This window comes from Mesobacillus sp. (assembly GCF_057785455.1).
The window spans coordinates 53,136-77,427 of the sequence record NZ_JBYNSB010000050.1 but is presented as its reverse complement, the minus strand read 5'-3'; the positions used below and the strand labels follow the sequence as shown (position 1 = coordinate 77,427).

27 protein-coding genes are annotated in these 24,292 nt (G+C 42.6%); 1 reads left to right on the top strand and 26 read right to left on the bottom strand.

Going from position 1 to position 24,292, the window contains the following annotated elements:
• Positions 1–32 precede the first annotated feature (32 nt).
• From AC3EBE_RS19385 to AC3EBE_RS19290, 20 genes are all read right to left on the bottom strand, one after another.
• Entirely contained in the window at positions 33–395 is a 363-nt protein-coding gene (locus AC3EBE_RS19385) for a YpoC family protein (protein ID WP_488596677.1), read from the bottom strand.
• Positions 396–1,046, bottom strand: a complete 651-nt coding sequence (nth, locus tag AC3EBE_RS19380) for an endonuclease III (RefSeq protein ID WP_488596676.1) — start codon at positions 1,044–1,046, stop codon at positions 396–398.
• Positions 1,047–1,136: 90 nt separating this feature from the next.
• Positions 1,137–1,844: a DnaD domain-containing protein gene (locus AC3EBE_RS19375; RefSeq protein ID WP_488596675.1), complete on the bottom strand. Its 708-nt coding sequence runs from the start codon at positions 1,842–1,844 to the stop codon at positions 1,137–1,139.
• A 660-nt stretch (positions 1,845–2,504) separates the two neighbouring features.
• A complete protein-coding gene (asnS, locus tag AC3EBE_RS19370; RefSeq protein WP_488596674.1) occupies positions 2,505–3,800 on the bottom strand; it encodes an asparagine--tRNA ligase in 1,296 nt (431 codons plus the stop codon).
• Between the two features lie 159 nt (positions 3,801–3,959).
• Positions 3,960–5,147 (bottom strand): pyridoxal phosphate-dependent aminotransferase, encoded by a 1,188-nt coding sequence (locus tag AC3EBE_RS19365; RefSeq protein WP_488596673.1) that lies wholly within the window; start codon positions 5,145–5,147, stop codon positions 3,960–3,962.
• A 78-nt stretch (positions 5,148–5,225) separates the two neighbouring features.
• Positions 5,226–5,711, bottom strand: coding sequence for a cell wall elongation regulator TseB-like domain-containing protein (locus AC3EBE_RS19360; protein ID WP_488596672.1), 486 nt, complete (start codon positions 5,709–5,711; stop codon positions 5,226–5,228).
• A gap of 47 nt (positions 5,712–5,758) precedes the next feature.
• The gene (locus AC3EBE_RS19355; protein ID WP_488596671.1) at positions 5,759–5,929 is read right to left on the bottom strand and encodes a YpmA family protein; all 171 of its coding nucleotides are present in this window, start codon (positions 5,927–5,929) and stop codon (positions 5,759–5,761) included.
• A gap of 243 nt (positions 5,930–6,172) precedes the next feature.
• Positions 6,173–6,709, bottom strand: a complete 537-nt coding sequence (locus AC3EBE_RS19350; protein ID WP_488596670.1) for a ComEC/Rec2 family competence protein — start codon at positions 6,707–6,709, stop codon at positions 6,173–6,175.
• A 27-nt stretch (positions 6,710–6,736) separates the two neighbouring features.
• On the bottom strand, positions 6,737–7,000 hold the full coding sequence (locus AC3EBE_RS19345) for a hypothetical protein (RefSeq protein WP_488596669.1): 264 nt from the start codon (positions 6,998–7,000) through the stop codon (positions 6,737–6,739).
• A 62-nt stretch (positions 7,001–7,062) separates the two neighbouring features.
• Positions 7,063–9,864, bottom strand: a complete 2,802-nt coding sequence (gene dinG, locus AC3EBE_RS19340; protein WP_488596668.1) for an ATP-dependent DNA helicase DinG — start codon at positions 9,862–9,864, stop codon at positions 7,063–7,065.
• Between the two features lie 223 nt (positions 9,865–10,087).
• On the bottom strand, positions 10,088–10,474 hold the full coding sequence (panD, locus tag AC3EBE_RS19335) for an aspartate 1-decarboxylase (RefSeq protein ID WP_488596667.1): 387 nt from the start codon (positions 10,472–10,474) through the stop codon (positions 10,088–10,090).
• 22 nt (positions 10,475–10,496) lie between these two features.
• Positions 10,497–11,345: a pantoate--beta-alanine ligase gene (gene panC, locus AC3EBE_RS19330; RefSeq protein ID WP_488596666.1), complete on the bottom strand. Its 849-nt coding sequence runs from the start codon at positions 11,343–11,345 to the stop codon at positions 10,497–10,499.
• Positions 11,342–12,178, bottom strand: a complete 837-nt coding sequence (gene panB, locus AC3EBE_RS19325; protein WP_488596665.1) for a 3-methyl-2-oxobutanoate hydroxymethyltransferase — start codon at positions 12,176–12,178, stop codon at positions 11,342–11,344. The genes panC and panB overlap by 4 nt, the downstream gene beginning before the upstream one ends.
• Before the next feature lie 246 nt (positions 12,179–12,424).
• Positions 12,425–13,420 carry a biotin--[acetyl-CoA-carboxylase] ligase gene (locus AC3EBE_RS19320; RefSeq protein WP_488596664.1) on the bottom strand — a complete coding sequence of 332 codons (996 nt, stop codon included), beginning with the start codon at positions 13,418–13,420 and terminating at the stop codon, positions 12,425–12,427.
• Complete coding sequence (locus AC3EBE_RS19315; RefSeq protein ID WP_488596663.1) at positions 13,393–14,592, bottom strand: CCA tRNA nucleotidyltransferase; 1,200 nt, start codon at positions 14,590–14,592, stop codon at positions 13,393–13,395. Before AC3EBE_RS19315 ends, AC3EBE_RS19320 begins: the two co-directional genes overlap by 28 nt.
• Positions 14,592–15,728, bottom strand: a complete 1,137-nt coding sequence (gene bshA, locus AC3EBE_RS19310; RefSeq protein ID WP_488596662.1) for an N-acetyl-alpha-D-glucosaminyl L-malate synthase BshA — start codon at positions 15,726–15,728, stop codon at positions 14,592–14,594. The genes AC3EBE_RS19315 and bshA overlap by 1 nt, the downstream gene beginning before the upstream one ends.
• A gap of 2 nt (positions 15,729–15,730) precedes the next feature.
• Positions 15,731–16,441: a bacillithiol biosynthesis deacetylase BshB1 gene (gene bshB1, locus AC3EBE_RS19305; protein WP_488596729.1), complete on the bottom strand. Its 711-nt coding sequence runs from the start codon at positions 16,439–16,441 to the stop codon at positions 15,731–15,733.
• Entirely contained in the window at positions 16,422–16,853 is a 432-nt protein-coding gene (gene mgsA / locus AC3EBE_RS19300; protein WP_488596661.1) for a methylglyoxal synthase, read from the bottom strand. The genes bshB1 and mgsA overlap by 20 nt, the downstream gene beginning before the upstream one ends.
• Positions 16,854–16,865: 12 nt before the next feature.
• Positions 16,866–17,666 carry a 4-hydroxy-tetrahydrodipicolinate reductase gene (dapB, locus tag AC3EBE_RS19295; protein WP_488596660.1) on the bottom strand — a complete coding sequence of 267 codons (801 nt, stop codon included), beginning with the start codon at positions 17,664–17,666 and terminating at the stop codon, positions 16,866–16,868.
• Positions 17,667–17,680: 14 nt separating this feature from the next.
• The gene (locus AC3EBE_RS19290; protein WP_488596659.1) at positions 17,681–18,013 is read right to left on the bottom strand and encodes a nucleotide pyrophosphohydrolase; all 333 of its coding nucleotides are present in this window, start codon (positions 18,011–18,013) and stop codon (positions 17,681–17,683) included.
• A 374-nt stretch (positions 18,014–18,387) separates the two neighbouring features.
• Here AC3EBE_RS19290 and AC3EBE_RS19285 point away from each other — a divergent pair, with 374 nt between their 5' ends.
• A complete protein-coding gene (locus AC3EBE_RS19285; protein ID WP_488596658.1) occupies positions 18,388–19,260 on the top strand; it encodes a YitT family protein in 873 nt (290 codons plus the stop codon).
• A 76-nt stretch (positions 19,261–19,336) separates the two neighbouring features.
• Here AC3EBE_RS19285 and AC3EBE_RS19280 read toward each other — a convergent pair whose 3' ends face one another.
• From AC3EBE_RS19280 to AC3EBE_RS19255, 6 genes are all read right to left on the bottom strand, one after another.
• On the bottom strand, positions 19,337–20,011 hold the full coding sequence (locus tag AC3EBE_RS19280) for a zinc metallopeptidase (protein ID WP_488596657.1): 675 nt from the start codon (positions 20,009–20,011) through the stop codon (positions 19,337–19,339).
• A 59-nt stretch (positions 20,012–20,070) separates the two neighbouring features.
• Entirely contained in the window at positions 20,071–20,865 is a 795-nt protein-coding gene (gene ypjB, locus AC3EBE_RS19275; RefSeq protein WP_488596656.1) for a sporulation protein YpjB, read from the bottom strand.
• A gap of 70 nt (positions 20,866–20,935) precedes the next feature.
• Positions 20,936–21,541: a lipoprotein heptaprenylglyceryl N-acetyltransferase LhaT gene (gene lhaT / locus AC3EBE_RS19270; protein WP_488596655.1), complete on the bottom strand. Its 606-nt coding sequence runs from the start codon at positions 21,539–21,541 to the stop codon at positions 20,936–20,938.
• A 631-nt stretch (positions 21,542–22,172) separates the two neighbouring features.
• Positions 22,173–22,931 (bottom strand): c-type cytochrome, encoded by a 759-nt coding sequence (locus AC3EBE_RS19265; protein ID WP_488596654.1) that lies wholly within the window; start codon positions 22,929–22,931, stop codon positions 22,173–22,175.
• Positions 22,932–22,999: 68 nt separating this feature from the next.
• Entirely contained in the window at positions 23,000–23,674 is a 675-nt protein-coding gene (gene qcrB, locus AC3EBE_RS19260) for a menaquinol-cytochrome c reductase cytochrome b subunit (RefSeq protein WP_102263395.1), read from the bottom strand.
• Between the two features lie 3 nt (positions 23,675–23,677).
• Positions 23,678–24,184, bottom strand: a complete 507-nt coding sequence (locus AC3EBE_RS19255; protein WP_488596653.1) for a QcrA and Rieske domain-containing protein — start codon at positions 24,182–24,184, stop codon at positions 23,678–23,680.
• Positions 24,185–24,292 lie beyond the last annotated feature (108 nt).

Genomic DNA, 24,292 nt, shown 5'->3' with positions numbered 1-24,292 from the left:
CCTAAATAATTGTATAAAAATAAACGTCCTGATTAGTCGGGACGTTTATTTTTTTGCTTATTAAGTGCTATTTTCTTTGCAACCAATTTCTCCTGCTCAGAGAAAAGTTCAGACAACTGGATATAAGAATGATATAGCGATGGTCTTCCTTTGATGAATTCAAGCCGTTCTGATACATTGACAGGCTTTAATTCACACTTCTCGATTAAATTGGTGCCGTTAGCTTCAAGGAGATAGTCAGAAAAGAGCTGGATGGATGCCTCCATTATGGGTTTAGCACGACTGGCCTCCCTGTTTTTAAAGCAGTTGTCCAATTCCATTCTTGCCTCTTCCCATTTTCCTTTTATCTCCTCGCTTAAAAGTTGAAGGTGATGATCTGAATTATTTTTTTCCACTTAGCTTCTGCTCCTCATCCGTTTCTTGCCTTCCCTGCAAACTTCTAGCAATGGACAAGCTTCGCATTTTGGATTTTGTGCTTTGCAATGATAGCGTCCGAAAAAAATCATTCGATGATGGGTAATCGACCATTCCTCTTTTGGAACCTTTTTCATCAATGTTTTTTCAACCTCAAGCACGGAATCCTTCCAGCGGCAAAAAGCTAAACGCTTGCTGACCCTTTCCACATGGGTATCGACAGCAATGGCAGGAACCCCAAATGCAACTGATACAACCACATTAGCGGTTTTCCTTCCTACACCAGGGAGCTTCGTCAATTCATCGCGGTCTGAAGGGACGATCCCTCCATAATCATCTATCAGCATCCGGCACAGTTTTTGAATATTCTTCGCCTTATTCCGATACAACCCAATCGATCTTATGTCCTGCTGAAGCTCCTCCAAAGGAACGCTCAAGAAATCTTCCGGTGTTTTGTATTTATTAAATAAATCCTTTGTAACTTTGTTGACCAGGGCGTCTGTACACTGCGCAGAAAGTGCAACAGCTATCACTAATTCAAAAGGATTTGAATGGACCAGCTCGCAATGGGCCTCAGGAAACATCCTGCCCATTTCATCAAGGCAGAATCGGACTTGTTCTTTATTTAACATAATTTTCACCTGCACTATTTTATCTCTATTTAAGAACCATAAATAAAAATTTTTCTAAAAAAAACGAGAGAATGAATTCTCTCGTACTGTCTACTGTTCAAGCCAGTTATAAAAAGGTACAGGGTTTGCAGAGACCTTTGCCTCTTCCTTCCCCGCTTTTTGCACATTTTGATGCTGCCTGAACTTCCTTCCGTAACTCTTAGCCTGTTCAATTGTTTTGATGCCATTCTTCTTCCATTCGAAAAGAATTCGGTCTATGTACCGAAAATTCAATTTGCCTGAAATGACAGCCTCTCTTAATGCAGCCTTTATAATAATAGGATCATGATGATCGTCATCCATCCACATCGCAAGAGTTTCACATTCAAACGGCGACAGCGGCCTTCCAAACTCCCTCTCAAAGCATGTATACAAATCCGTTTCCTGCTGGCGCTCAAGAAGCTCTTTTTCTTGCTTTCTTTTAAGCATGAATTGATCGAACAGCTTCTCCCAAAGCGGCTCCAGCGAGTATTTTTCGTAACGGATTCCCTCGGTCGAATCACCGTCAATAATAGATATAAACCCTCTCTGAATCAGTGCTCGGAGCAAATCAGTGCATTCAAAGGCTGATATCGTCATACGGGCTGCTAGTTCTGTAGGAGTAGGAAATTCATTTCCTTTTTCGGAAAAGTAGAATACATGGAGTAAAAGGGCCAATTCTTGTTCGTTTAATCTCATTTCTTTGTACTGTGTGAGCAGTACAGCAGGAATGGTAATATTCCCTTCCTTCAGCCAATCTAACATATCTGCTTTTTTCATTCCGGACACCTCTTTTCCTAGTATAGCATGAACAAGCCGGGGTGGTAATAAAATAGAAAAAGATTAAAAAGGGAAATTAGTCGAAAAATAGCAAAAAAGCTAAGGGACGGAAGGACAAAAATTTAGAAGGTCCCCTGTTTATGTACACATGAAATTCGGGTAGATACACTTCCTATAGAAGTTTACCAGCTGGAAACATTGTTGTTATTGCTTTATATGTGGACTTCCAGTGATTCATGCAGATATGATCCTAAAAATTTTACTAGGCTGGATGCAATTTTGGCTTCTTTATTTCTAATACCCCTTTGCTGAGACAACATGTGGATTTTATCGAATCTTATCCCGGTTTTTCGAACAACTTGGAAATGGGAACTAGTCTGTTAACCATTCTCTTATTCTATTTTGTTAGAAAAAGGCTATCTCTGTTGCTTGGCTTGTTTAAAACTCAAAGGCGTTGGTGACCTTTTTTCTTTTCTCGCTGGATTTTGGTCACCAATCGGCTTCATTGGTGACCTTTTTATCTTTCTCTCGCTGGATTTTCGGTCACCAATCGGCTCAATTATTAGTAACACGCTTCATTGGAATCAATTAGTAGCAAACATCAGGTAACCTTAACAAAAAAATAATAGCCCGCATCGCTGCGGGCCCTAAATGTAATGCTTATGGATATAGACGGTTCAATAAACGCGGGAATGGAATGGATTCTCGAACGTGTTCTACACCGCTAATCCAGGCTACGGTTCTTTCCAGTCCGAGACCGAAACCTGAATGCGGTACAGATCCATACTGGCGAAGCTGCAGATACCACTCATATGATTCAAGCGGCAGGCCGTGCTCCTCGATACGCTGCTTCATTAAATCATAATCATGAATACGTTCTGAGCCTCCAATGATTTCTCCATAACCTTCTGGTGCAATCAAGTCTGCACATAAAACGACATCTTCACGGTCAGGAGCAGGCTGCATATAGAAAGGCTTTAATGATGTTGGATAATGTGTAATGAACACTGGCTTTTCGTAAGCCTCTGCAATGGCTGTCTCATGCGGAGCACCGAAGTCGTCTCCCCACTGGACATCTTCGAATCCTTTTTCATGAAGGAATTTAATCGCTTCATCGTAAGTGATCCTTGGGAATGGAGCCTGAATTTTCTCAAGCTTGGAAGTATCGCGGCCAAGTGTTTTAAGCTCAATTTGACAATTTTTGAGTACGGACTGGACAATATGTGATACGTACTCTTCTTGTACCTTTAAGCTGTCCTCATGTTCATAGAATGCCATTTCAGGTTCAATCATCCAAAATTCAATCAAATGGCGGCGAGTTTTAGATTTTTCCGCACGGAATGTTGGACCGAATGAGAATACCTTTCCTAAAGCCATGGCTGCAGCTTCCATGTATAGCTGGCCGCTTTGGGAAAGATATGCATCTTCCTCAAAGTATTTTGTATGGAACAATTCAGTTGTTCCTTCAGGAGCGCTGCCTGTTAAAATTGGCGGATCCACTTTTGCAAATCCTTGCTCATTGAAATATTCATATGTCGCACGGATGATCTCATTGCGGATCTTCATAACGGAGTGCTGGCGTTTTGAACGAAGCCATAAATGGCGGTGATCCATAAGGAATTCAGTTCCGTGTTCCTTTGGTGTAATTGGATAATCTACAGCCTGATGAATTACTTCAATTCCGTTCACCTGTATCTCAAATCCTAATGCTGATCTTTCATCCTTGGTAATGGTACCTGTAACATAAAGTGATGATTCCTGGGTAACAGATTTTGCAAGCTGGAAAACTTCCTCAGGAACTTCACTCTTGACTACTACGCCCTGGATGAAGCCTGTCCCATCACGAAGCTGTAAAAAAGCAATTTTACCGCTAGAACGCTTATTAGCAAGCCAGGCACCTAACTTGACTTCTTTTCCTTCATATTTATAGACTTCTGCTATTGTTGATTTAATCACGTAATGTTCCCTCCAAAACTAAGCAAAGCTGGTAGTATGTAATATTTTCATTATACCTTTGCCCACGGGCTCAGGCAACAGTTGAACCACTTAAAGCCTTTTGGCAGCAGTGTTATCATTAGAAACGGAGAACCGGTTTCGCGATTCTCCGTTAATTCATTAAGAATGGCTTTTAACAAAAGAATGAATTCGTTTGATTGCTTCCTCTAACTGCTCCAGTGAAGTAGCATACGACAAACGCATATAATCCGGTGCCCCAAACCCTGAACCTGGAACAACTGCCACGTTCGCTTCTGTCAGCAGGACTTCAGCAAATTCGTCTACATCTTTGCATCCGCACATCTTTGCTGCCTCAATGGCATTCGGGAATAAATAGAATGCTCCCTGCGGCTTGATGCATTTAATGCCTGGTATATCATTCAGTTTGCCATGGATGATCTCCAGTCTTTCTTCAAAAGCTGTACGCATTGTTGCAACTGCTTCCTGTGAACCAGAATATGCTGCTATGGATGCATACTGTGCAGGTGTTGTCGGATTTGAAGTACTGTGGCTGGCAAGATCCGTCATTGCTTTAATTATTTTGCTGTTGCCGGCTGCATAGCCAATTCTCCAGCCAGTCATCGAATGTGATTTAGAAACTCCATTGATAATGATCGTCTGCTGCTTCAATGATTCGGAAAGCTCTGCAATCGACACATGCTGAGTATCGCCGTAAATCAGCTTTTCGTAAATTTCATCAGAGATGATCAAAATGCCATTTTCAAGACAAACGTTCCCAAGCTCCTGCAGCTCTTCCCTGCTGTACACCATTCCGGTTGGGTTGCTTGGAGAATTGATGATCACGGCACGTGTCTTGCTTGTGATTTTAGCTTTAAGCTGATCGGGGGTGATTTTAAAATTATTGCCCTCCAGACCCTCGACATAAACAGGTACACCGCCTGCCAGTTTAACCTGTTCGGGATAGCTGACCCAATATGGTATTGGGATGATTACCTCATCGCCCTCATTAAGGAGCACCTGGAAAAGTGTATAAAGACCATGCTTAGCGCCATTAGTAACAATAATTTCATTCGGTTTATACTCAAGCCCCTGATCATTTTTCAGTTTTTCGGCAATGACTTTTTTTAATTCCGGAAGGCCGCCGGATGGGGTGTACTTTGTAAAACCTTCATTCATGGATTTTACGGCTGCATCAATAATATGCTGTGGTGTATTAAAATCTGGCTCACCTGCTCCTAGCCCGATTACATCCTTGCCCTGTGCTTTTAATTCTTTTGCTTTGGCAGTGATTGCCAATGTAGAAGACGGGGTAAGTGCCCCAACTCTGCTGGCTAACTGGAATTCCATCCCTTTACCTCCATTTATTATTGTAAAAGATTATAATATCTGCTCGACAATCAATTGACGAACAAGCAATTCAACAAATTAAAGATTATCAATTGCCCTCAATTTTTCTCCTGTATCAAAATCGACATAGTAGTAATTGATCGTATCACTGTTATTCCGATAGTAAATTTCCCAGGCCGGCCTGTCCGTCTTTTGTATCCTGGCCATTCCAAGCCTTACCTCGAGAATTTGTCGCGGATTCTTTTCCTCATATAGTTTATTTAGCGCTTCTTTTTTCGTGATACCCTTTTTGGCATTCCTAGTCACAACATCATGATTTTTTTCATTTATCCAAATGTAGACATCTTCATGTTTGGAGTTTATGCCTTTCATGACATAATAAGTTTCTTCTCCGCTATATAAGCTAAATTCGCTGAAATCAGTAAGTTCTGTTTCTTTGGAAGCGATTTTGACTGCTTTTTTTTCTGCCGCCTTTACAGGTTCAGTGGCATTCAAATACACATTCACCAATATCCCGGTAATGACAGCAATCACCAGAATACTAATCAGTATCCATTTCTTCACATTATCCCCTTCTTTATTGCAGGCTCTCGTCAGAGCTCAAAATCATCTTATGTACGGTATATGGTAAAAATCGCTTTTTCTTTATCTTCCTGGTCCAGGGCCAGGCCAAACATAAGATCATCGCGCTTTAACGTTCTGTTTAAAGCATCCACAACCTTATAAAGATCGGGACTGTTTTGTATTTTTACCGTTGTAAGCACTTCTATTTTGCTTTCCATCCTTTATCGCCTCTCTGTTTCCAACAATTATTGTCATTTATATAAGCCGGCTAAATAGGCTACACTAGATTTAACACTACTCATTATATCAAGAGTATAGTATCACTGGTAAAGTTTTTATTGCACAACAAATAAAACATTTCTAGTCCACACACAAACATGGCTGCGCAGCTTATGCGCAGTTTTTTCATGTGGAATTTCCATTCCTTTTGAAACGATGAAAGTCAATGTCATGGCTGCCCATTAACTCTTGTTCAAAATGGTAATGACATCATAATTTGAATCAGTAAGCTTAATTGTAACAGTACCATGCTGTTTTGTGAAATAAACATCAATCCATGCTTCATGGAGCATTTCGACCAGGTCAGGATCAGGTCTTACTTTGTTTGATTTAAAAATGATAGCAAGCTGAGGATCGAGGTGTTCAATTAGCAAATCAGAAAAAGACCCTTTCGCAGCATAGGCAGGAACTTTAGCAATATTGACATCCCTTAGCGGTGCAGCCAAAAATGCTCTTTCCGATTTCCTGCTATAGGAACTCATATAAAAAATCTGGTGGCGGAAGAATTGAAAGGATATATCGATTCCTTCTTGTTCATCTGTTCCGTCATATACGACTTCTGCAGTCAAATCAGGCATAAGTGTATGGGTGCTTCCCTGTTCCCACTTTATCGGTTTCACGCCAGCAGGAACCAAACTGCCTGCCATCTGAGCAGCAGCACTGCCTGTTACAATCTGGCTTACTTTATATTTCTCGATAATATGCTGCAGGTTTTCCATTTCATCAGCGGAAGTCAGGATGACCCTCTATATCACTTTTACATGGTAAAGGGCAAGCAGGCGGTCAATCTCCTTAACCGCTGCCCGTCCTCCTGTATTCACTAAAATGTTTTCCCCATTGGCATGCTGGATGAGCATTGCTTCCCCATCACTTAATGCCAGAAAAGTGAAGGCTGACTCATTGCGCTTCAGGTTCATATCGACTCCTTCTACCTCAACGGGAGCAGAGGGGGACTCCAAAGGTATATAATACCAGTCAATCAGCAACAAAACCGCCAGGATCAAATTCATGACACTACTCCTCCATCATCCAATTACTTCTAGATATAGAGTGTGTCATTTACATGAAATTATCAAAGCCAGCGATAAATAAATTCGACTATTTCATTAATGGAGCCCTTTTTTACTTTTACACTCGGGACGGAGCTTAAGAAGGATCTGCCATAGGAGGTAGTCAATACCCTCCTGTCAAAAATGAAAATCATGCCTCTGTCGGAAGAAGTCCTGATTAATCTGCCGAAACCCTGCTTAAAGCGAAGAATGGCTTCAGGCAATGATAGATCATAAAAAGGGCTTCCACCATGTTCTTTTATTAAGGCACCTTTGGCTGCTGCAAGCGGTTCATCAGGAGGCGAAAATGGCAATCTGACCATAATCAGGCATGACAAGTCCTCTCCCGGTATGTCAATGCCTTCCCAAAAACTGCTTGTGCCAAATAATATTGCCTTGTCAAATCGTTTGAAATTCCTTGTGAGTCTCGTTCTGCTCCCCGCAGTGATTCCCTGTGCAATCAGCACAAAATCCTCCAGCAGCCCGCTCTCTTTAATCAGCTCATGTGTCTTTTTCAGCATTTCATGAGAGGTGAATAATATTAGCATCCTGCCTTTAGTCGCTTCAGCAATTGAAATGATATGTTCCGTTATCGCTGCGACATATTCATCGTTCGAAACAGCTTTGATTTCCGGCAGATCGTCAGGGACAACAAGCTGAATCTGGGATTCATAGCTGAATGGAGAAGGGATAAGTTTTTCGACGACCGGACCTTCCATCCCCAGTTCTTTTTTAATGAACTGAAAGGAATTATTAACTGACAGGGTCGCTGATGTCACGATCACACTTTTCTTTTTGCTGAAAAATCTTTCCGCCAGATAACTCGAAACATGGACTGGCCGTGCATGGATGGATGTTGAATTCTGCATGGCTCTTAAATCGGTTTCAATCCATCTTACATATTGATGGCTGGAATCAATGAAAATCGCTTTCGCTGTTTGCCTGATTTCTTCCATATCAGATTTGACCTGAACCACTTCTTCCAGTAAAGCCTGCTGGACGACTTTCAATTTTGAAGTGACCATCTTAGCTTCCGAAAGTCGCTGGTCAATGGCCCGCTCTAGATCCCTCATGAGGAAATAAAATCGTTCTGCAGTGGCTTTTAATGCTGACCATAATCGATTGTTCGGCTCACTGATAAGACTAGAATGGATTTTACTTCCTGTTTGCCTTGTGCCGCTTGCTTTTCTTGCATACATACCAGCAAGCTTAAATAGTTCATCTGTCTCGTATACAAGATCCGAGATCAGCTGATTGATTTCAAAAGTATGCGGCCTGCTTCCGGAATCGCTGCCGCAGTTGGCATTGATTATCGTTTCAAGTTTATAAAACAGCTGCGGCTGATCATATTGTCCGAGCTGATTCAGAAGCAGCCTGACAGTCATATAATCTAGTGACTGTCCGAAATATTTGCCAGCCGCTTTTTCAAACTGGTGTCCCTCATCCAGGACAGCATAATCATATTCTGGCAACGTTCCTATTTCTGAAACCAAATCAGACATAAGCATGGAATGATTCGTGATTAACAGATCCGCTTCCTTTGCCTGTTGAAGTGCTTTCTGGTAAAAGTCATAATCCTCCCAATGCTTTGTCTTCATAAAGAGTGAACGTTCATATTTAATTTTGTTCCAAAAAAGCATGCCTCCGCTGGATAGGTTCAATTCATCAATATCCCCTGTATTCGTTTGAGTCAGCCAGACGAGGATCTGCATTTTTGTAAGTGCAGTATCATAATTTTCCTCTATCTCTCTGAGGGACTGTTCAAATCTCGCCATGCTGATATAGTGGCTTCGGCCCTTAATCAATGCAGTGTTGAACTTTCTGTCAAACATCTTCTCAAGCTTCGGTATATCGTTTGTTAAAAGCTGCTCCTGAAGCTGCGTGGTATAGGTACTGATGATGACCTTATTATTAGTGTTCATTGAGTAAACAGCAGCAGGGAGCAAATACCCAAGCGACTTCCCAACGCCTGTTCCCGCTTCTATCAGAGCATGCTTCTGACCTGTAAACGCGTCGTGGACAATGTCCATCATTTCGTATTGCCCTTTTCTCTCCTCAAACGAAGAAAAAATCTTTTCGAGAAGCAGCTTTTTTTCACCTGGTGCATTAGGGTAAATAACAGCAGCTGAATGGGAAGGGGAAGCTTTAGGGATTTGTTTCTTCAACGCAATCCCGCGGAAAATTTCAAGATTGTCAGCCAATATTTCAATCGCCGCTTCCTTATTGCTCAGTGCCTCTTCAAATAAAAGATGAAGATCACTCTTAAGACCTTCCGACAGCTTGGCTAATTCCTTCAAGGTTACTTGAGGCAGGCTGTTAAGCTTGTTATGCATAATCAAAAGCAGCTCAGCTGTAACATAAGCATCACTGTCCGCTTGATGTGGACGGTCATGACGAAGGTTTTTCTGTGCAGCCAGATCCGTCAGTTTGTAGCTGTCTGCTGTAGGATAAAGAATCCTTGCCATTTCAACCGTGTCCAGTACTGGTCCATAAAACCCCTCACATCCAGAAGCCAATAACTCCTCCTGTAAAAACGAAAGGTCAAACAAAACGTTATGAGCCACAAAATAAGCATCTTTAAGCATGTTTTCTATTTGAGGGGCGATTTCGGAAAATAATGGAGCATCTTTAACCATCTCATTGCCGATCCCGGTTAATTCTTCTATGAAGACAGGGATATCTTGCAATGGATTGACAAGCGATGAATATTTGTCAGTAATCTTTCCATTCTCTATAATTACAGCTCCAAATTGAATGATCCGGTCACCCTTTTTCGGAGAATTACCCGTGGTTTCTAAATCAACTACAACAAATTTTTGGCTCATACCGATAACACCTCTAACATTCAGTCAAACAAAACCGTATCATAAAAAGGAAAGAAACAAAAGCAGAATACTGTTCCTCGGTAGTTTACGGACACTAACGATATATACATATTTTTCAGTTATTGAAACCAGTATATGTATGAAAAAACTCCCGGCTTAGCGGGAGTTTTGAAGAAAGCCTCAAGAACACGAACTTCTCAAGGGAGTGATTTTGCACGAAACCTTAGATATAAACTGTTTTTTCAGGTTCAGCGTTTATCATTTCGACGATTTTGTTATTCTCGTCCATCAATGCAACTTTAGGCTGATGTGCTGCTACCTTTTCCTCAGCTACAAGCGCATAAGAAATAATGATCACTACATCGCCCTCATGTACCAGGCGCGCTGCTGCTCCATTAAGGCAGACAACACCGCTTCCTCTTTCTCCAGGAATGATATAAGTTTCAAAGCGTGCACCATTATTATTATTAACAATTTGCACCTTTTCATTGGCAACCATACCTACAGCATCGAGGATATCGCTGTCGATTGTGATGCTGCCTACATAATTAAGATTTGCTTCTGTAACTCTTGCACGGTGTATTTTAGCATTCATCATGGTGCGGAACATGAATGGTTTCCCCCTAAAATAGTTAATTAACGTCTAAAATAAGATTGTCAATCAGCCTTGCCCTTGAGAATTTCACTGCAATGGCGATTATGATTCTCCCTTTTAAAATCTCCAGCTGTTTTAGCTCTGGATATGAATATATCTCTATATAATCAATTTCAGCTTCACAATGTTCATTAATATGGCCACTAACCAGATGAGCAAGCCTTTCAGGACTGCGTTCTCCATTTTCAATGGCTTCCTTTGCGAGCTGGAGAGCTTTGTTCAGCTGCGGTGCCTTCACTCTTTCTTCTGCACTGAGATAGACGTTACGCGAACTCTTTGCGAGGCCGTCCGGCTCCCTGACAGTATTGACCGGGATCAATTTGATTGGGAAATTGAAATCTTTTACAAGCCCATCAATAACTGCAACCTGCTGTGCGTCCTTCAGCCCGAAATATGCTCTGTCAGGCTGGATGATATTGAAAAGCTTAATTAAAACAGTTGCCACACCATCGAAATGGCCTGGTCTTGATTTTCCGCAAAGGACGTTTGTGCGCTGTTCAACGGTCACTTTTACAGATGCCTGGTTCGGATACATTTCCTCGGCAGTTGGGTAAAAAACAAAATCGATACCCTCTGCTTCGGCAATTTTATGGTCTCTTTCGAAATCCCTAGGGTAAGCCTCCAAATCTTCGGAAGGACCAAATTGAAGCGGATTTACAAAAATGCTTAAAACCACAACGTCATTCTCGGGACGCGCCGTTTTCATTAACGATTTATGGCCTTCATGCAAGTAACCCATAGTGGGAACATACCCAATGGTCAGGCCTTTTGCCTTGATAGCTGACATTTGCTGCTGCATTTCAGCTATTGTTGTAATGATTTTCATTCTCTTCCTCCATACAGCGCCTGCAGTTCTTCTTCTTTCATTGTGAAGCTATGCTTATCCTCAGGGAAAGCCCTCAGCCGAACCTCGGCAACATAAGAGTTCAGCCCCGAAGCGATCTGTTCATTAACATTTGTATATTGCTTGACGAATTTTGGCACCCTGTCCACGCCATAAGTGATGATATCGTGATAAACAAGGACTTGCCCATCTACATCGATGCCTGCACCAATTCCGATCGTTGGAATGGACAGGTTTTGTGAAACCTGTGCAGCCAATTGCTTTGGCACGCATTCAAGGACAACAGCGCAAGCTCCAGCTTCTTCACACTGTTTTGCATCGTGAAGCAATTTCTTTGCAGCATCTGCACTCTTTCCCTGGACCTTATAACCACCAAGGACAGCAACCGACTGTGGTGTTAACCCAAGATGTGCCACAACGGGTACTCCAGCTCTCGTCAAGGCTTTAATATGATCAATGACTTCATCTCCGCCCTCAATTTTCACGGCGTTGGCCCCTGTTTCCTGCATGATTCTGGCCCCATTCAAAAGTGTTTCCCTAATTGACAGATGATAGCTCATGAAGGGCATATCGACAACAATGAAGGTATTGGGAGCTCCGCGTTTAACAGCTTTTGCATGATGGACCATATCCTCCATCGTTACTGGAATGGTTGAATCGTAACCAAGTACTACCATGCCCAGTGAATCCCCAACCAAAATCATGTCTGCTTCTGCCTGCTCAGCATGCTTTGCTGAAGGATAATCGTAGGCAGTCACCATGACAATCTTGTCGCCATCCTGCTTCATTTTCAAGAAATCAGTCGTTTGTTTCATACTCGTTTCCTCCTTTGTTTTAAGAGGAGATAAAACAATCCATCAGTGGTGGACACTAAAAAAGGACCCATCTATGCCAGAAGGACCCTTTGAAGCCATGTACTTGTTTCATCCCTCTGTCCCAGTCCGATACCGGATCCAGGCAGAACTATTTTATTTGTCTCAATCTGACCAATGGTGCAGTTCAATATGATACCGCCCAGAATGATTATAGCAAAAGCACGCTTTTTTGGCTACTTTACGAAATTATTTATCTATTTCAATATCCGCTGAATAAATGTGATGGACGTTACCTTCCTGATCCTCGACAAGCAAGACTCCATCCTCGGTTATCCCAGTTGCTTTCCCCTTTATTTCCCCTGTCAGGGTCCGGGCTGTAATTCTTTTCCCGATGCTCACGGCATAGCTTTCCCACATTAACTTAATCGGGAAGAATCCCTTCTCCAGATACAGGATATAGAGTCTTTCCAGCTTCTCGAACATTGTACGAATTAGCTTCTCCCTGTCTATCTGCATCCCGGATTCAATTGCAAGCGATGATGCGATTTGCGACAGGTTCTCGGGAAAATCTTCCCGTTTAGTATTAACATTGATTCCGATGCCAATGATGATTGAGTTGATCCGGTCGGCCTCAGCCTGGAGTTCGGTAAGGATTCCTGTCACTTTCTTGCCGTTAATCAAGATATCATTGGGCCATTTTATTTCTGGCAGCAAACCGCTGACTTCCTCAATTGCCTGTACCACGCCAACAGCAGCAATCAATGTCAATTGCGGCGCTTTGGGGATTGGGAGCTGGGGACGGAGGATGATGCTAATCCATATGCCTGAATACTTAGGTGAATGCCACTTCCTGTCCATCCTTCCACGGCCCGCTGTTTGCTCCTCTGCAATCACAACCGTGCCTTCCTCAGCATTTTCATAGGCAAGCTTATAGGCGATCTTTTGCGTTGATTCCACACTGTCATGATAGTGAAGGTGCCTTCCTATGAATTCTGATTTTAAACCCAGGGTGATTTTATCAGCTGTCATTTTTTCCGGGATTGATATGATCTTATAACCTTTTCTCCTGACAGCCTCAAATTCAAACCCTTCACTTCTTAAATCCTCTATATGCTTCCAGACGGCAGTGCGGCTGCATCCTGCTAATTCTGCAAGGTGCTGGCCAGATAAAAATTCCGATTCGTTATTGGTAAAAGCATCGATCAATTTTTTCCTTATTTCAGATTGTATCCGCTCAGCCATTCCCTAATTTTCTCCTTCTCGTTTACAAGCTCCATTTTTAATACAGCCAGTTCAATATCTTCAATTACCTGACGCAGCCAGGGACCAGGCTTCCTTCCAAACAAATCCATTAGGTCATTTCCGGTAATGTTCAATTCCTGCCTATGCTTTATCGAAAGCCCGTGGTATAAATCCTCTATAGCAGCCAGACCTGCCTGTTCCCCGTGATTCAAAACTATATGAATCCGTTCTGAGCTCAAAGCGGCTTCCAGGCCAGCATGATATACAGAGACTTCATTCCATTCATGAACTTTTCTATAAAGAAGCCAACGATGAAATGAAATCAGATTTTTTATTTTTTGGACAGGCATCTTCCATTGTCTCAAAAATTTGTCAGTTTCTTTATCCGTCAATCCCAAGTCATGAAGTATCAGCACCCAGGTTTCATTTAAGTCTAGATTGATTGACAGCTTTAGCGAAATTTTACTTAATTGTTCTTTATATGGGGACAGTCCGGGCAAATATTGATATATCCCAGTAGAAATTAACAAGTCTAACGCTTTTGACCGGTTCTTCCCTTGAAGAACCTTTTCGAACTCGACAGTCTTGCGTTCTACTGCGATATTCTGCAACAATTCAGCATGCTCAGTCAAAGAATCAAGGGTTTTGGCTTCAATAGAAAAACCAAGCTGTGCCAAGAATCTGACACCCCTAAGCATCCTTAAGGCATCCTCGCTGAATCGTTCATAAGGATTGCCTACAGTCTCAATCACTTTATTTCGGATAGCATGCTGCCCGCCAAATGGATCGATTATTTTCCCGGCTCTATCCATTGCAATCGCGTTCATGGTGAAATCGCGGCGCTGTAGATCTTCTGTTAACGATCGGATAAATGATACTTTGTCTGGTCTCCGGAAATCAGTGTATCCCGTTTCCGAACGAAATGTGGTAATTTCATACGGGACTCCTTTGTAATGGACGAGTATTGTCCCATGTTCAATACCAACATCTGTTGTTTTAGGGAAAATCTCTTTGATCTCCTCTGGCAATGCAGAGGTCGCAATATCAACATCAGAGATTTCCCTGCCAAGGATATGGTCCCTGACTGAACCGCCTACAAAATAAGCTTCGAAACCCGCATCCTCAATCTGCTCAAGAATTGGAACTGCCTGTATAAACGGTTTGCCTAACATCAGTTATCCTGCCCTACAAGTTTATAGTATATATTTTCATATTCAGATACGATTTGTTCCGCACTGAATTTTTGTTCCGCACGTTCGATCGAATTCATCGCGAACTGCTGGTGCTTATTAGGATTTGACAGCAGTTCTGCTGCTTTCTCAGTAATGGATTTGATATCTCCCAGTTCACAAATATAGCCCGTTTGGCCATCCACAATCACTTCTGGAATGCCTCCAACTTTGGTGCCGATACAAGGAACGCCGCAAGCCATTGCTTCAAGTGCGACAAGGCCGAAGCTTTCTTTTTCCGATAGCAGCAGCATCAAATCGCTCATGGAGTATAATTCCTCGACACGTTCCTGTTTGCCAAGGAGGAGGACCCTATCCCTGATACCCAAATCACCGGCTAGGCTGCAAACCGCCTTCATCTCCGGACCATCTCCAACAAGGAGCAGCTTTGCCGGCATCTGCTCCTGGATACCTGCAAATGCTTTGATGACATCTGGAACTCTTTTAACTGGCCTGAAGTTGGAAACATGGATAATTACTTTTTCCTCAGGAAGTATGCCAAATTCTTCTCTGAGTTTACTGGAATCTGTCCGCTTATTTACTCTTGTGTCAATAAAATTATAAACGCAGTCGATTTCCTTTTTTGGTTTGATAAGATCATGTGTCTGGCTGATCAGCGAATTAGAGACCGCAGTAACATAATCAGATTTTTCAATACCAAAACGAATGGCATCAGTCAATGAAGGATCATATCCTAAGACAGTAATATCGGTCCCATGCAGAGTTGTAACGATTTTCAAATCCCTGCCGCTCATTTCCCTTGCGAGGATTGCACAGACTGCGTGTGGAATCGCGTAATGGACATGCAGCACATCCAGATTTTCCAATACAGCCACTTCTGCAATTTTGCTGGCCAGAGCAATATCATAGGGAGGATACTGGAATACAGAGTATTGATTTACTTCTACTTCATGTGAGAATATATTGTGGTACATTTTTTTCAGGCGAAAAGGCAGGCTGGAGGAAATAAAGTGGATTTCATGTCCCTTTTCAGCAAGCAGTTTGCCTAATTCAGTAGCGACAACCCCAGACCCTCCTACCGTAGGATAGCAGGTTATGCCAATCTTAAGCTTTTTCATTTTTATTCCCCTAACAAATCCCGATGGATTAACATTGGTTTTTTAGACTTAAAGCCTTCAGCATATTGAACTCCCGCTTCCTTGCCAAATAATCTTTCCCTCGCTTCCACACTTTCGATGTAGCCGTTGACAAGGGGAGTATCAAATGTCTCTGAACCTTTAAGAAACTGGCTTTCATATGCATTGAGAGCATCGACTTTTTTCTGCATATGGCCAGAAATGTCTATTGCAAAGTCTGGCTTATGAAATCCGTTGATCATATAAAAATACAAAGCAGTTGGTCTGTGCGGCTCTAATCCGGTTTCGCTCCCGTATTTCTTGACAGCTGCCGAAAAAACCGCCTCCTCTACAAGGCGTGCACAGCTGCCATGATCAGGGTGACGGTCGTCAAAATAAGGGGCAAATACTATGGCCGGTCGGTAGAACCTGATTACTTCCACGATTTTTTTTATGTATTCATCCTTCAAGTACAAACCTCTATCAGGGAGTCCGAGCACTTCCCTTACTTTTACGCCAAGTAAGTCAGCAGCTTTCGTTGCCTCTTCAGCTCTTGTTTCAACAGTGCCGTTCGATGACATTTCTGCTTTTGTTAAATCACAAATTCCAATAAGCTTACCTTCTTCTGCAAATTTGGCAATCGTGCCGCCCATACCGATTTCTACATCATCAGCGTGTGCACCGAAAGCCAATATATCAAGCTTTTGCGCTTCCATTCTCATCACCAGTCTTCTTTTTAACTACATTGCGCCAATCCAGATCACCACGCTCGATTCCTTTTATCAGAATTTCCGCTGTTCCCATATTAGTCGCTAGAGGTACGGAATATACATCACATAGCCTTAAAAGTGCAGTGACATCAGGTTCATGCGGCTGGGCAGTCAATGGGTCCCGGAAAAAGAAGATCGCATCCATAAGGTTGTTTGCGATGCGCGCTCCGATTTCCTGATCACCGCCAAGCGGCCCTGACTGGAAACGTTCTATATCCATTCCTGTAGCCTCCATTATCCTCAAACCAGTAGTGCCGGTAGCATACAGATTATGCTTTTCGAAAATCTGTTTATATGCCACTGCAAATCCCACAAGATCATCTTTCTTTTTATCATGAGCGATCAAGGCAATATTCATCGTTTTCTCCCCTTATTCAATAATGTTCTCTAATCCATATACAAAGGAATCCATTTTCATGACTGTATCCACAGCCAGCTTTACGCCTGACATGAATGAACTTCGATTATATGAGTCATGGCGGATTGTAAGGGTTTGTCCGTCGGCGCCAAACAAGACCTGTTGATGGGCAATCAGTCCTGGCAGCCTTACAGAATGGATGTGCATTCCTTCAAAGTCTGCCCCGCGTGCCCCCTGCAGTGTTTCTTTCTCGTCAGGATGGCCCTGTGTTTTCGATTCCCTGACCTCAGCGATCATTTGAGCTGTTTTGACAGCAGTCCCGGATGGGGCATCAAGCTTCTGATCATGGTGCAGTTCAATAATTTCCACATCACTGAAATATTTGGCAGCCATTTGCGAAAATTTCATCATCAGGACTGCGCCGACCGCGAAGTTCGGTGCAATTATACAGCCTGTTTCCTGTTCAGAACATAATTGTTCAAGTTCCTTTAAATCTTCCTTTGAAAAACCAGTTGTTCCAACGACTGGCCTAACTTTATATTTTAGTGCGGTTCTTGTGTGGTACATCCCTACTTCAGGTGTGGTTAAGTCAATCAGAACATCAGGCTCAACTTCCTGAAGGCATTTTTCAAAATCTGTGTAAATAACTGCATCACTTTCTGGAAAACCTTCTACTTCCCCGAGCTTCATGCCTTCATATTTTCTGTCCACTACACCTGCAAGTTCATATTCCTGTGTATTCAAAACAAGCTGGACTGCTTCCTTTCCCATTCTTCCGCGCGGGCCTGCAATGACAATCTTTACTTTTTCCATTTATATTAGCTCCTTTAACTGTCTTTCCGTGTCCAACGGTCCTTGTCCCTAGTATTGAATTTAGCCATGACTCTGTCATGTGCTTCCTGGAGGTCGATGTTCAAAGAGTTCGCGAAACAAATCATTACAAACAGCATATCTCCAAGCTCTTCCTCAATCGTTTTTTCCTCTTCATCATGCTTTTTGGGCTTTTCCCCATAATAATGGTTCACTTCACGGGCTAGCTCACCAAGCTCTTCTGTCATTCTTGCCATTAACGCAAGAGGGCTGAAGTAGCCTTCCTTAAATTGGCTGATATATTGATCGACTTCCTCCTGGAGGTCTTTAACTGTTTTTTGCTCGCTCAAGAAAATCACCTTGCCTCTATTATGTATGGTTTCTATTTCGATGTTAGCCTAATGAAGGGCCTTTGACAAATATTTTATTCAGGCTGTTTATTGCCGGCCCATGCGCTATGCCTTGCAGGAGAATCATGAAAAAGCCTCTTCTGAGACAGTTTTAGTTCGACTGCAGCCACTCAGGGGAGATTCACCGCCTTCACTCTAATAAAAATGTTAATAAAATCATCTTCAAGGTTTTTATGTCACTTTTATAGGATTGTGGTGCCTATGGAATCTACAATAAAATGCCTCCCCTGTAAAAGATTGCCCTTGTGCTGTATATTTTATATAATAAAATCGCTTTGACAGCTTGATTTAGCTTACTATTAGGAGGTACCATCTTGATTTTTGGATTGAGAATTAAAAATATCTTTTTCATATTGCTTGGTTCAGCCATATTTTCATTCGGCCTCGTCCATTTCAATATGCAAAACAACCTTGCAGAAGGCGGGTTTACAGGTATCACGCTCCTTCTTTATTTCGTTTTTGGCTGGTCTCCATCCATCACGAACCTGCTCTTGAACCTGCCGCTTTTCTTTATCGGCTGGAAACTTCTAGGCCGGAGCGTATTTCTTTATACAATCATTGGAACAGTAGGTGTTTCTGTCTTTCTGGCTATATTTCAGAAATACCAGATAGAAATGCCATTGTATGAGGATTTATTTCTTGCAGCCCTGTTCGCAGGGGTTTTCATTGGAATCGGACTGGGAATTATTTTCCGTTATGGGGGCACAACAGGCGGAGTGGATATCATTGCAAGGCTCGCCCAAAAATATTTTGGCTGGACAATGGGCCGTACCATGTTCATGTTCGACTTTGGTGTCATAACCCTGTCACTGATTACATACTTGAATTACCGCGAAGCCATGTATACGCTAGTGGTTGTTTTCGTAGGAGCGAGAGTCATTGATTTCATGCAGGAAGGGGCCTACGCTGCCCGCGGTGCAATGATCATCTCTGACAGAAATGACGAGATTGCCACAAAAATCATGAAAGATATGGACAGGGGTGTTACAAGCCTAAAGGCTGTTGGTTCATATACAAAAACCGAGAGAAATGTTCTTTATTGTGTTGTAGGGAAGAATGAAATCGTCCGCTTGAAAAATGTAGTGAATTCCGTAGACCCTCACGCATTTGTTTCAGTTACAGTCGTCCATGACGTACTTGGCGAAGGTTTTACCCTTGATGAAAACAAGCTTCCATTGGAGAGATAATTAAAGGCAGCAATAGGTTTTTCTGAGATTCTCCCATTAGCAAATAAAAAATCCGGACAAATTTTGTCCGGATTTTTTATTCATCTCGAGTCATGCCCGTATAAATCAATACGAGGCGAAGAAGTTCAAGTACAGCAACCGCAGCAGCCGCTACGTATGTCAAAGCAGCTGCATTGAGGACCTTCCTTGTTTCTCTTTCCTCATCGTTCCTGATGATTCCAGCTGAAACAACCTGGTCCATCGCTCGATTAGAAGCATTAAACTCTACTGGGAGCGTGACGACTTGGAAGACAACAGCAGCCGCCATAAATAAAATACCCAGCAGGAGCATTCCGCTTAAATTAGCGAAAATTCCAATCATAATCAAAACCCAGGAAAAATTAGAGCCCAGATTGGCGACAGGAACCAGTGCATGGCGGAAGCGCAGGAATGAGTAGTCCTGTGCATCCTGGATTGCATGGCCGACCTCATGGGCCGCAATTGCAGCGGCAGCAACAGAATGTCCAAAGAAGTTTTGAGAGGACAGCCTGACGACCTTTGAACGCGGATCATAGTGGTCACTTAAATACCCTCTAGTTTCTTCTACCCCTACATTATATAATCCATTGTCATCCAAGATCTTCCGTGCTACCTCTGCTCCTGTAAGATGCGAAGATGATGCTACCTTTGAATACTTTTTGTATGTTCCCTTTACTCTGAATTGAGCCCATAGCGGGATCAGGATGATAATCGCAAAGTAGATTAGGTACATATAGAACCTCCTAAAAGCTCATGATGTTAGTTATATTTTATAAATGCTGGTATGCGGTGTCAATTTTTGCGCTCTTTTTGGACATTCTTCGACTTCTCATGATCACCTTTGTATTTTCTCCAACCCACATAAGACAATGTAAGGATTATGATGCTTCCAGTAGAAATCATTACCCACCATAGGGATGGATCTGCTTCGTCCTCTGTCATTTCATCAAATATCGTCTGCAAATCAGTTTCAAGCGCCTCCAATTCTTCCTGGCTGGAAGCCTCTGATAGCACCTGCGGACGATACTGGTCAATAAAGCTTACTTTAGCATCTATTTCCTGGATCCGTTCAGGGTTAATATCTATTTTCATGCTCGGATGTATGACATTATATAAGGAAAGGAATGCATTAAGATTGGAATGGAACTGATCATTATTGCCCTCATAGGCCGCCGTTTTCACATTGTTGAAGACTGTCATGATCGGCCCTTCCATTTCAGCCCATAATGGCTGGTGTGTCGAAGCAATCGCATCTATGGCAAGCCTGAATTTTGTAACCCTGTTGATCCTCTCATTGTGGCCGATATCCGGATTTGCCACTGCTTCAACTGCTTCATCGTGGGCCACTGTGATAATTCTAAGCTCATCCATTGAGAATGGACGACCGTTTCCTGTAATAGTCAGAAACTCTTCTGAAAAATGCTTTAGCAGCCTGTTTGCATCTTCATAACGATGAAGCTTGGCCATTTGCAAGGCTTCATCGGATATTTCATTAAGTTCTTCCACAGGTGACGTTGGTTCAGCAAATGCTGTTATCGGTACAAACAGCAGCAGCGCCGAAAATAATAAGAGAATTTTCGCTTTCATTCCTGTCCCCCCTCTAAATACTATTAAAAATGTATGAGAGAGTGGACAAGGTTAGACCACAAATGAGGACTTATCTGAATGTTTTTATTGGCAATGAAAACCTTTTTGGGCGAAGGCCGAAATAATATCCAATCCCAATAGAAACAATGCTGAGCCAGAATGTGAAATAGCCAATTTGGTCCATGTATAAATCTAGTGAATGGTACCTTGGCATCATGTCAAACACATAGTCAATGATTTCATTGTGCAATACAACGATAGCCGCGACGATGAGGTGCCATGCCTTCATCCGGTAGAAAGGGGCATATAGCACTCCTTCGACAGCCATGGCAAAATGGGAACCCATCAGCATCAGCCCGATCCAATCCAGCTGTCCTGAAACAACATAGACGAGCAAGTTCATTACAACTGCCCAAATGCCATATTTAAAAAGACTGACAATGGCAAGTGCCTCCATCAATGGCCAGTTCCTCCCGAGCAGGAACGCAGCGAGCACGAATACAAAAAACAGGCTGGCTGTAGGGCTGTCAGGGACAAACAGCAGAAATTCAGGAGGGGTATCGGCCAGCTGCCACTTGTACCAATAATAACCATAGGCAGTACCTAATACATTTACCCAAAATAATAGCCATAATACAGATTTATTCCCAAGTAACGGATAAAGTCTCTTAAACATTATTTCTCTCCATTCCAAAGTTTTCTATTTCTATTATTACAGTTTATCCTTAAGAAACCAATCGTGCATTAAGTAAATTTCTTATATTTGCTCCGCTTGCTTGCTGACACTGCTGCTAACGGTTTTCACCACAATAAAAACCGTTACTGGTTTGAAAGAAAATAAATGCTCTTTTCTCATACTTTGTTGCTATTCTATATATATTTGAAAGAGAACTCCCATTTTCTAAAAAGTAACCCTATGTTTTTTTAAAAGGCTTTGTAGTAAAACGCTGTTGATTTCCGTTCCAGGCGCTTCGCTTTCCTCTGAAGAATTATGAAAAAGCCCAACTGCCGGCTTTTTCAAGAGCAAATTCTTCCTGGGGCGTGCGGTGAGCCTCCTCGTCGCTGCGCTCCTGCGGGGTAAATTGGCCCCTTCTTTCGGGCCATTTCTACCGGGGTAAAATGAACCTTCTTGCGGTTCATTTCTACCTAGGTCTCACCTGTCCCGCTGCATCCCGAAGGAGTCTGCGCGCCTTCCACTACAATCAACAGGATATTAAATTCAACATTGATGAAGGCAACAATCTTTGCGAAAATAGCCAAAATAAAATAGAAAAAGAGCCTGCAGGATTTCCTGCAGGCTCTTAATATTATTCACTTAAACCATCGATAAATTCAGAAAGAGTCTTCAGTTCTTCGTCTGTTCCCTTGAAGACTGCAGGCATTGCGCCTTTACCATTCTTAGCGACTTCAGCGATTTCTTCAGCGCTCAGCTTTGTTTCTGCCAAGCTTGGAGCTGCTGCACCTCCGGCAAGCTCGCCGCCATGGCAAGAAGTACAAGTTTGCGCCTGGGCAATTTTGTATCCATCTGAGTTTTTGTCAATTTCAACATCAGATATAGCACCTTGCTTCTTTGCTGCTTCCCAGTCATGAGTCGCGACTGATTCCCATGTCAAGTAGAAGACTGAAGCAAGTGCAAGGAGCATGAATCCAGTTGCCAAAGGACGCTTTGACGGCCGGCGTTCAGGGCCGCGGTCAATAAATGGAGCAAGCAACAGCCCTCCAAAAGCAAGACCTGGAATTACCATAGCACCAATAACCGTATAAGGACCTGAAGCATAAGAATATTTAAGCAATTGATATAAAAATAAGAAATACCAGTCTGGCAATGGAATATAAGCTGTATCAGTAGGGTCTGCAATCCTCTCAAGCGGAGACGGGTGAGCAATTGTCAAGCTCAAGAATCCGATTAGGAAAACAGCACCGACCATCCATTCCTTTAACAGGAAGTTAGGCCAAAACGCTTCCGTTTTGCCAGGGTATTCCGAATAATCTTTCGGAATATTAGGCTTGCGTTCTGCAGGGACACGTGAATCACCTACGAACTTCATACCTTTACCACGATGCATCGAGCAATCCCCTCCTTTTTCCGTATGGTTGAACGGAAATCATTCCGACCAACCTGATCAATAAAATTTTACAATGGACCAGAAATACCTTGCTTACGAATCATTAGGAAGTGCGCTCCCATCAAGCCTAGTAAAGCAGCAGGCAGGAAGAATACGTGGATCGCAAAGAAACGAGTCAAGGTCTGGGCACCAACAATCGTTGAGTGACCGGAAAGCAGAATCTTGATATATGGCCCGATCAAAGGAACCGCTTCTGCAATCTGCAATGTTACCTTCGTTGCGAACAATGCTTTCATATCCCATGGAAGCAGGTATCCTGTTAATCCAAGAGCAAGCATGACGAAGAAAATTAAAACTCCGACAACCCAGTTCAATTCACGAGGTTTCTTATAAGCGCCCTGGAAGAAAACGCGAAGCGTATGTAAGAACATCATAACGATGACAAGGCTCGCACCCCAGTGATGCATACCGCGGACAATTTGTCCAAAAGCAACTTGATTTTGAAGATAATAAACAGATTCCCATGCGTTTTTGATGTCCGGAACATAATACATAGTCAGGAACATACCGGATAGAATCTGAATAACAGTGATGAAAAACGTCAGACCGCCAAAGCAATACACGAACGCTGAAAAGTGGTGCGCCGGGTTAACATGCTCAGGTACCTCATGGTCTGCGATATCGCGCCACAAAGGCGTAATATCTAAACGCTCATCTACCCAATCGTAAATTTTGTTTAACAAAGATTACGCCCCCTTTCGTGGTTCGGCTTTTCCTACATAAAGGAACCCGTCTTTTTCTTTTGTTGGATAGACATCCAATGGTGCCAACGGTGGTGTACCTGGCACGTTTGTGCCATCTTTTTCGTAACGGCCATAGTGGCAAGGACAGAAGAACTGGTTTGGATTGCTCTTGTCAGTATTCCAGTCAACAACACAGCCAAGGTGCTTACATACTGGAGACAGGGCAACAATCTTACCTTGTTCATTTTTGAACACCCATGCAGTTCCTGTTTCTTCTGATTCATACCATGCATCTTTTTGAGTGAATTTAAAATTGACTTTTTGCGGTTCAGCTGTGATGTCTGCGATTTTCAAAGGAGTCGCAATAAAATCACCTGCATCTTCTCCTTTTAGTACAGGATCAACTGCAAAACGAACCATTGGCATCAGCATCCCTGCAGCCATGAAACCGCCTACACCTGTAAGAGTATAGTTTAAGAATTGACGTCTTGAAACACGATGCTTACTCACGCTATTCCCCCCTCTATTTCCAAGTTAAGTCCCCAACGGACATAATTTAAACACATTTTAAAACTAGGACATAACCATGATATATCAATCTGATTACAAAATCAATAT

Excerpts from the sequence above, each read along its gene's own strand:
- nth (WP_488596676.1), bottom strand. The coding sequence starts at position 1,046 with ATGTTAAATAAAGAACAAGTCCGATTCTGCCTTGATGAAATGGGCAGG.
- AC3EBE_RS19375 (WP_488596675.1), bottom strand. The coding sequence starts at position 1,844 with ATGAAAAAAGCAGATATGTTAGATTGGCTGAAGGAAGGGAATATTACC.
- AC3EBE_RS19365 (WP_488596673.1), bottom strand. The coding sequence starts at position 5,147 with ATGGAATTCCAGTTAGCCAGCAGAGTTGGGGCACTTACCCCGTCTTCT.
- AC3EBE_RS19355 (WP_488596671.1), bottom strand. The coding sequence starts at position 5,929 with ATGGAAAGCAAAATAGAAGTGCTTACAACGGTAAAAATACAAAACAGT.
- AC3EBE_RS19350 (WP_488596670.1), bottom strand. The coding sequence starts at position 6,709 with ATGGAAAACCTGCAGCATATTATCGAGAAATATAAAGTAAGCCAGATT.
- AC3EBE_RS19345 (WP_488596669.1), bottom strand. The coding sequence starts at position 7,000 with ATGAATTTGATCCTGGCGGTTTTGTTGCTGATTGACTGGTATTATATA.
- dinG (WP_488596668.1), bottom strand. The coding sequence starts at position 9,864 with ATGAGCCAAAAATTTGTTGTAGTTGATTTAGAAACCACGGGTAATTCT.
- panD (WP_488596667.1), bottom strand. The coding sequence starts at position 10,474 with ATGTTCCGCACCATGATGAATGCTAAAATACACCGTGCAAGAGTTACA.
- panC (WP_488596666.1), bottom strand. The coding sequence starts at position 11,345 with ATGAAAATCATTACAACAATAGCTGAAATGCAGCAGCAAATGTCAGCT.
- panB (WP_488596665.1), bottom strand. The coding sequence starts at position 12,178 with ATGAAACAAACGACTGATTTCTTGAAAATGAAGCAGGATGGCGACAAG.
- AC3EBE_RS19320 (WP_488596664.1), bottom strand. The coding sequence starts at position 13,420 with ATGGCTGAGCGGATACAATCTGAAATAAGGAAAAAATTGATCGATGCT.
- AC3EBE_RS19315 (WP_488596663.1), bottom strand. The coding sequence starts at position 14,592 with ATGTTAGGCAAACCGTTTATACAGGCAGTTCCAATTCTTGAGCAGATT.
- bshA (WP_488596662.1), bottom strand. The coding sequence starts at position 15,728 with ATGAAAAAGCTTAAGATTGGCATAACCTGCTATCCTACGGTAGGAGGG.
- bshB1 (WP_488596729.1), bottom strand. The coding sequence starts at position 16,441 with ATGGAAGCGCAAAAGCTTGATATATTGGCTTTCGGTGCACACGCTGAT.
- mgsA (WP_488596661.1), bottom strand. The coding sequence starts at position 16,853 with ATGAATATTGCCTTGATCGCTCATGATAAAAAGAAAGATGATCTTGTG.
- dapB (WP_488596660.1), bottom strand. The coding sequence starts at position 17,666 with ATGGAAAAAGTAAAGATTGTCATTGCAGGCCCGCGCGGAAGAATGGGA.
- AC3EBE_RS19280 (WP_488596657.1), bottom strand. The coding sequence starts at position 20,011 with ATGTACCTAATCTACTTTGCGATTATCATCCTGATCCCGCTATGGGCT.
- ypjB (WP_488596656.1), bottom strand. The coding sequence starts at position 20,865 with ATGAAAGCGAAAATTCTCTTATTATTTTCGGCGCTGCTGCTGTTTGTA.
- lhaT (WP_488596655.1), bottom strand. The coding sequence starts at position 21,541 with ATGTTTAAGAGACTTTATCCGTTACTTGGGAATAAATCTGTATTATGG.
- AC3EBE_RS19265 (WP_488596654.1), bottom strand. The coding sequence starts at position 22,931 with ATGCATCGTGGTAAAGGTATGAAGTTCGTAGGTGATTCACGTGTCCCT.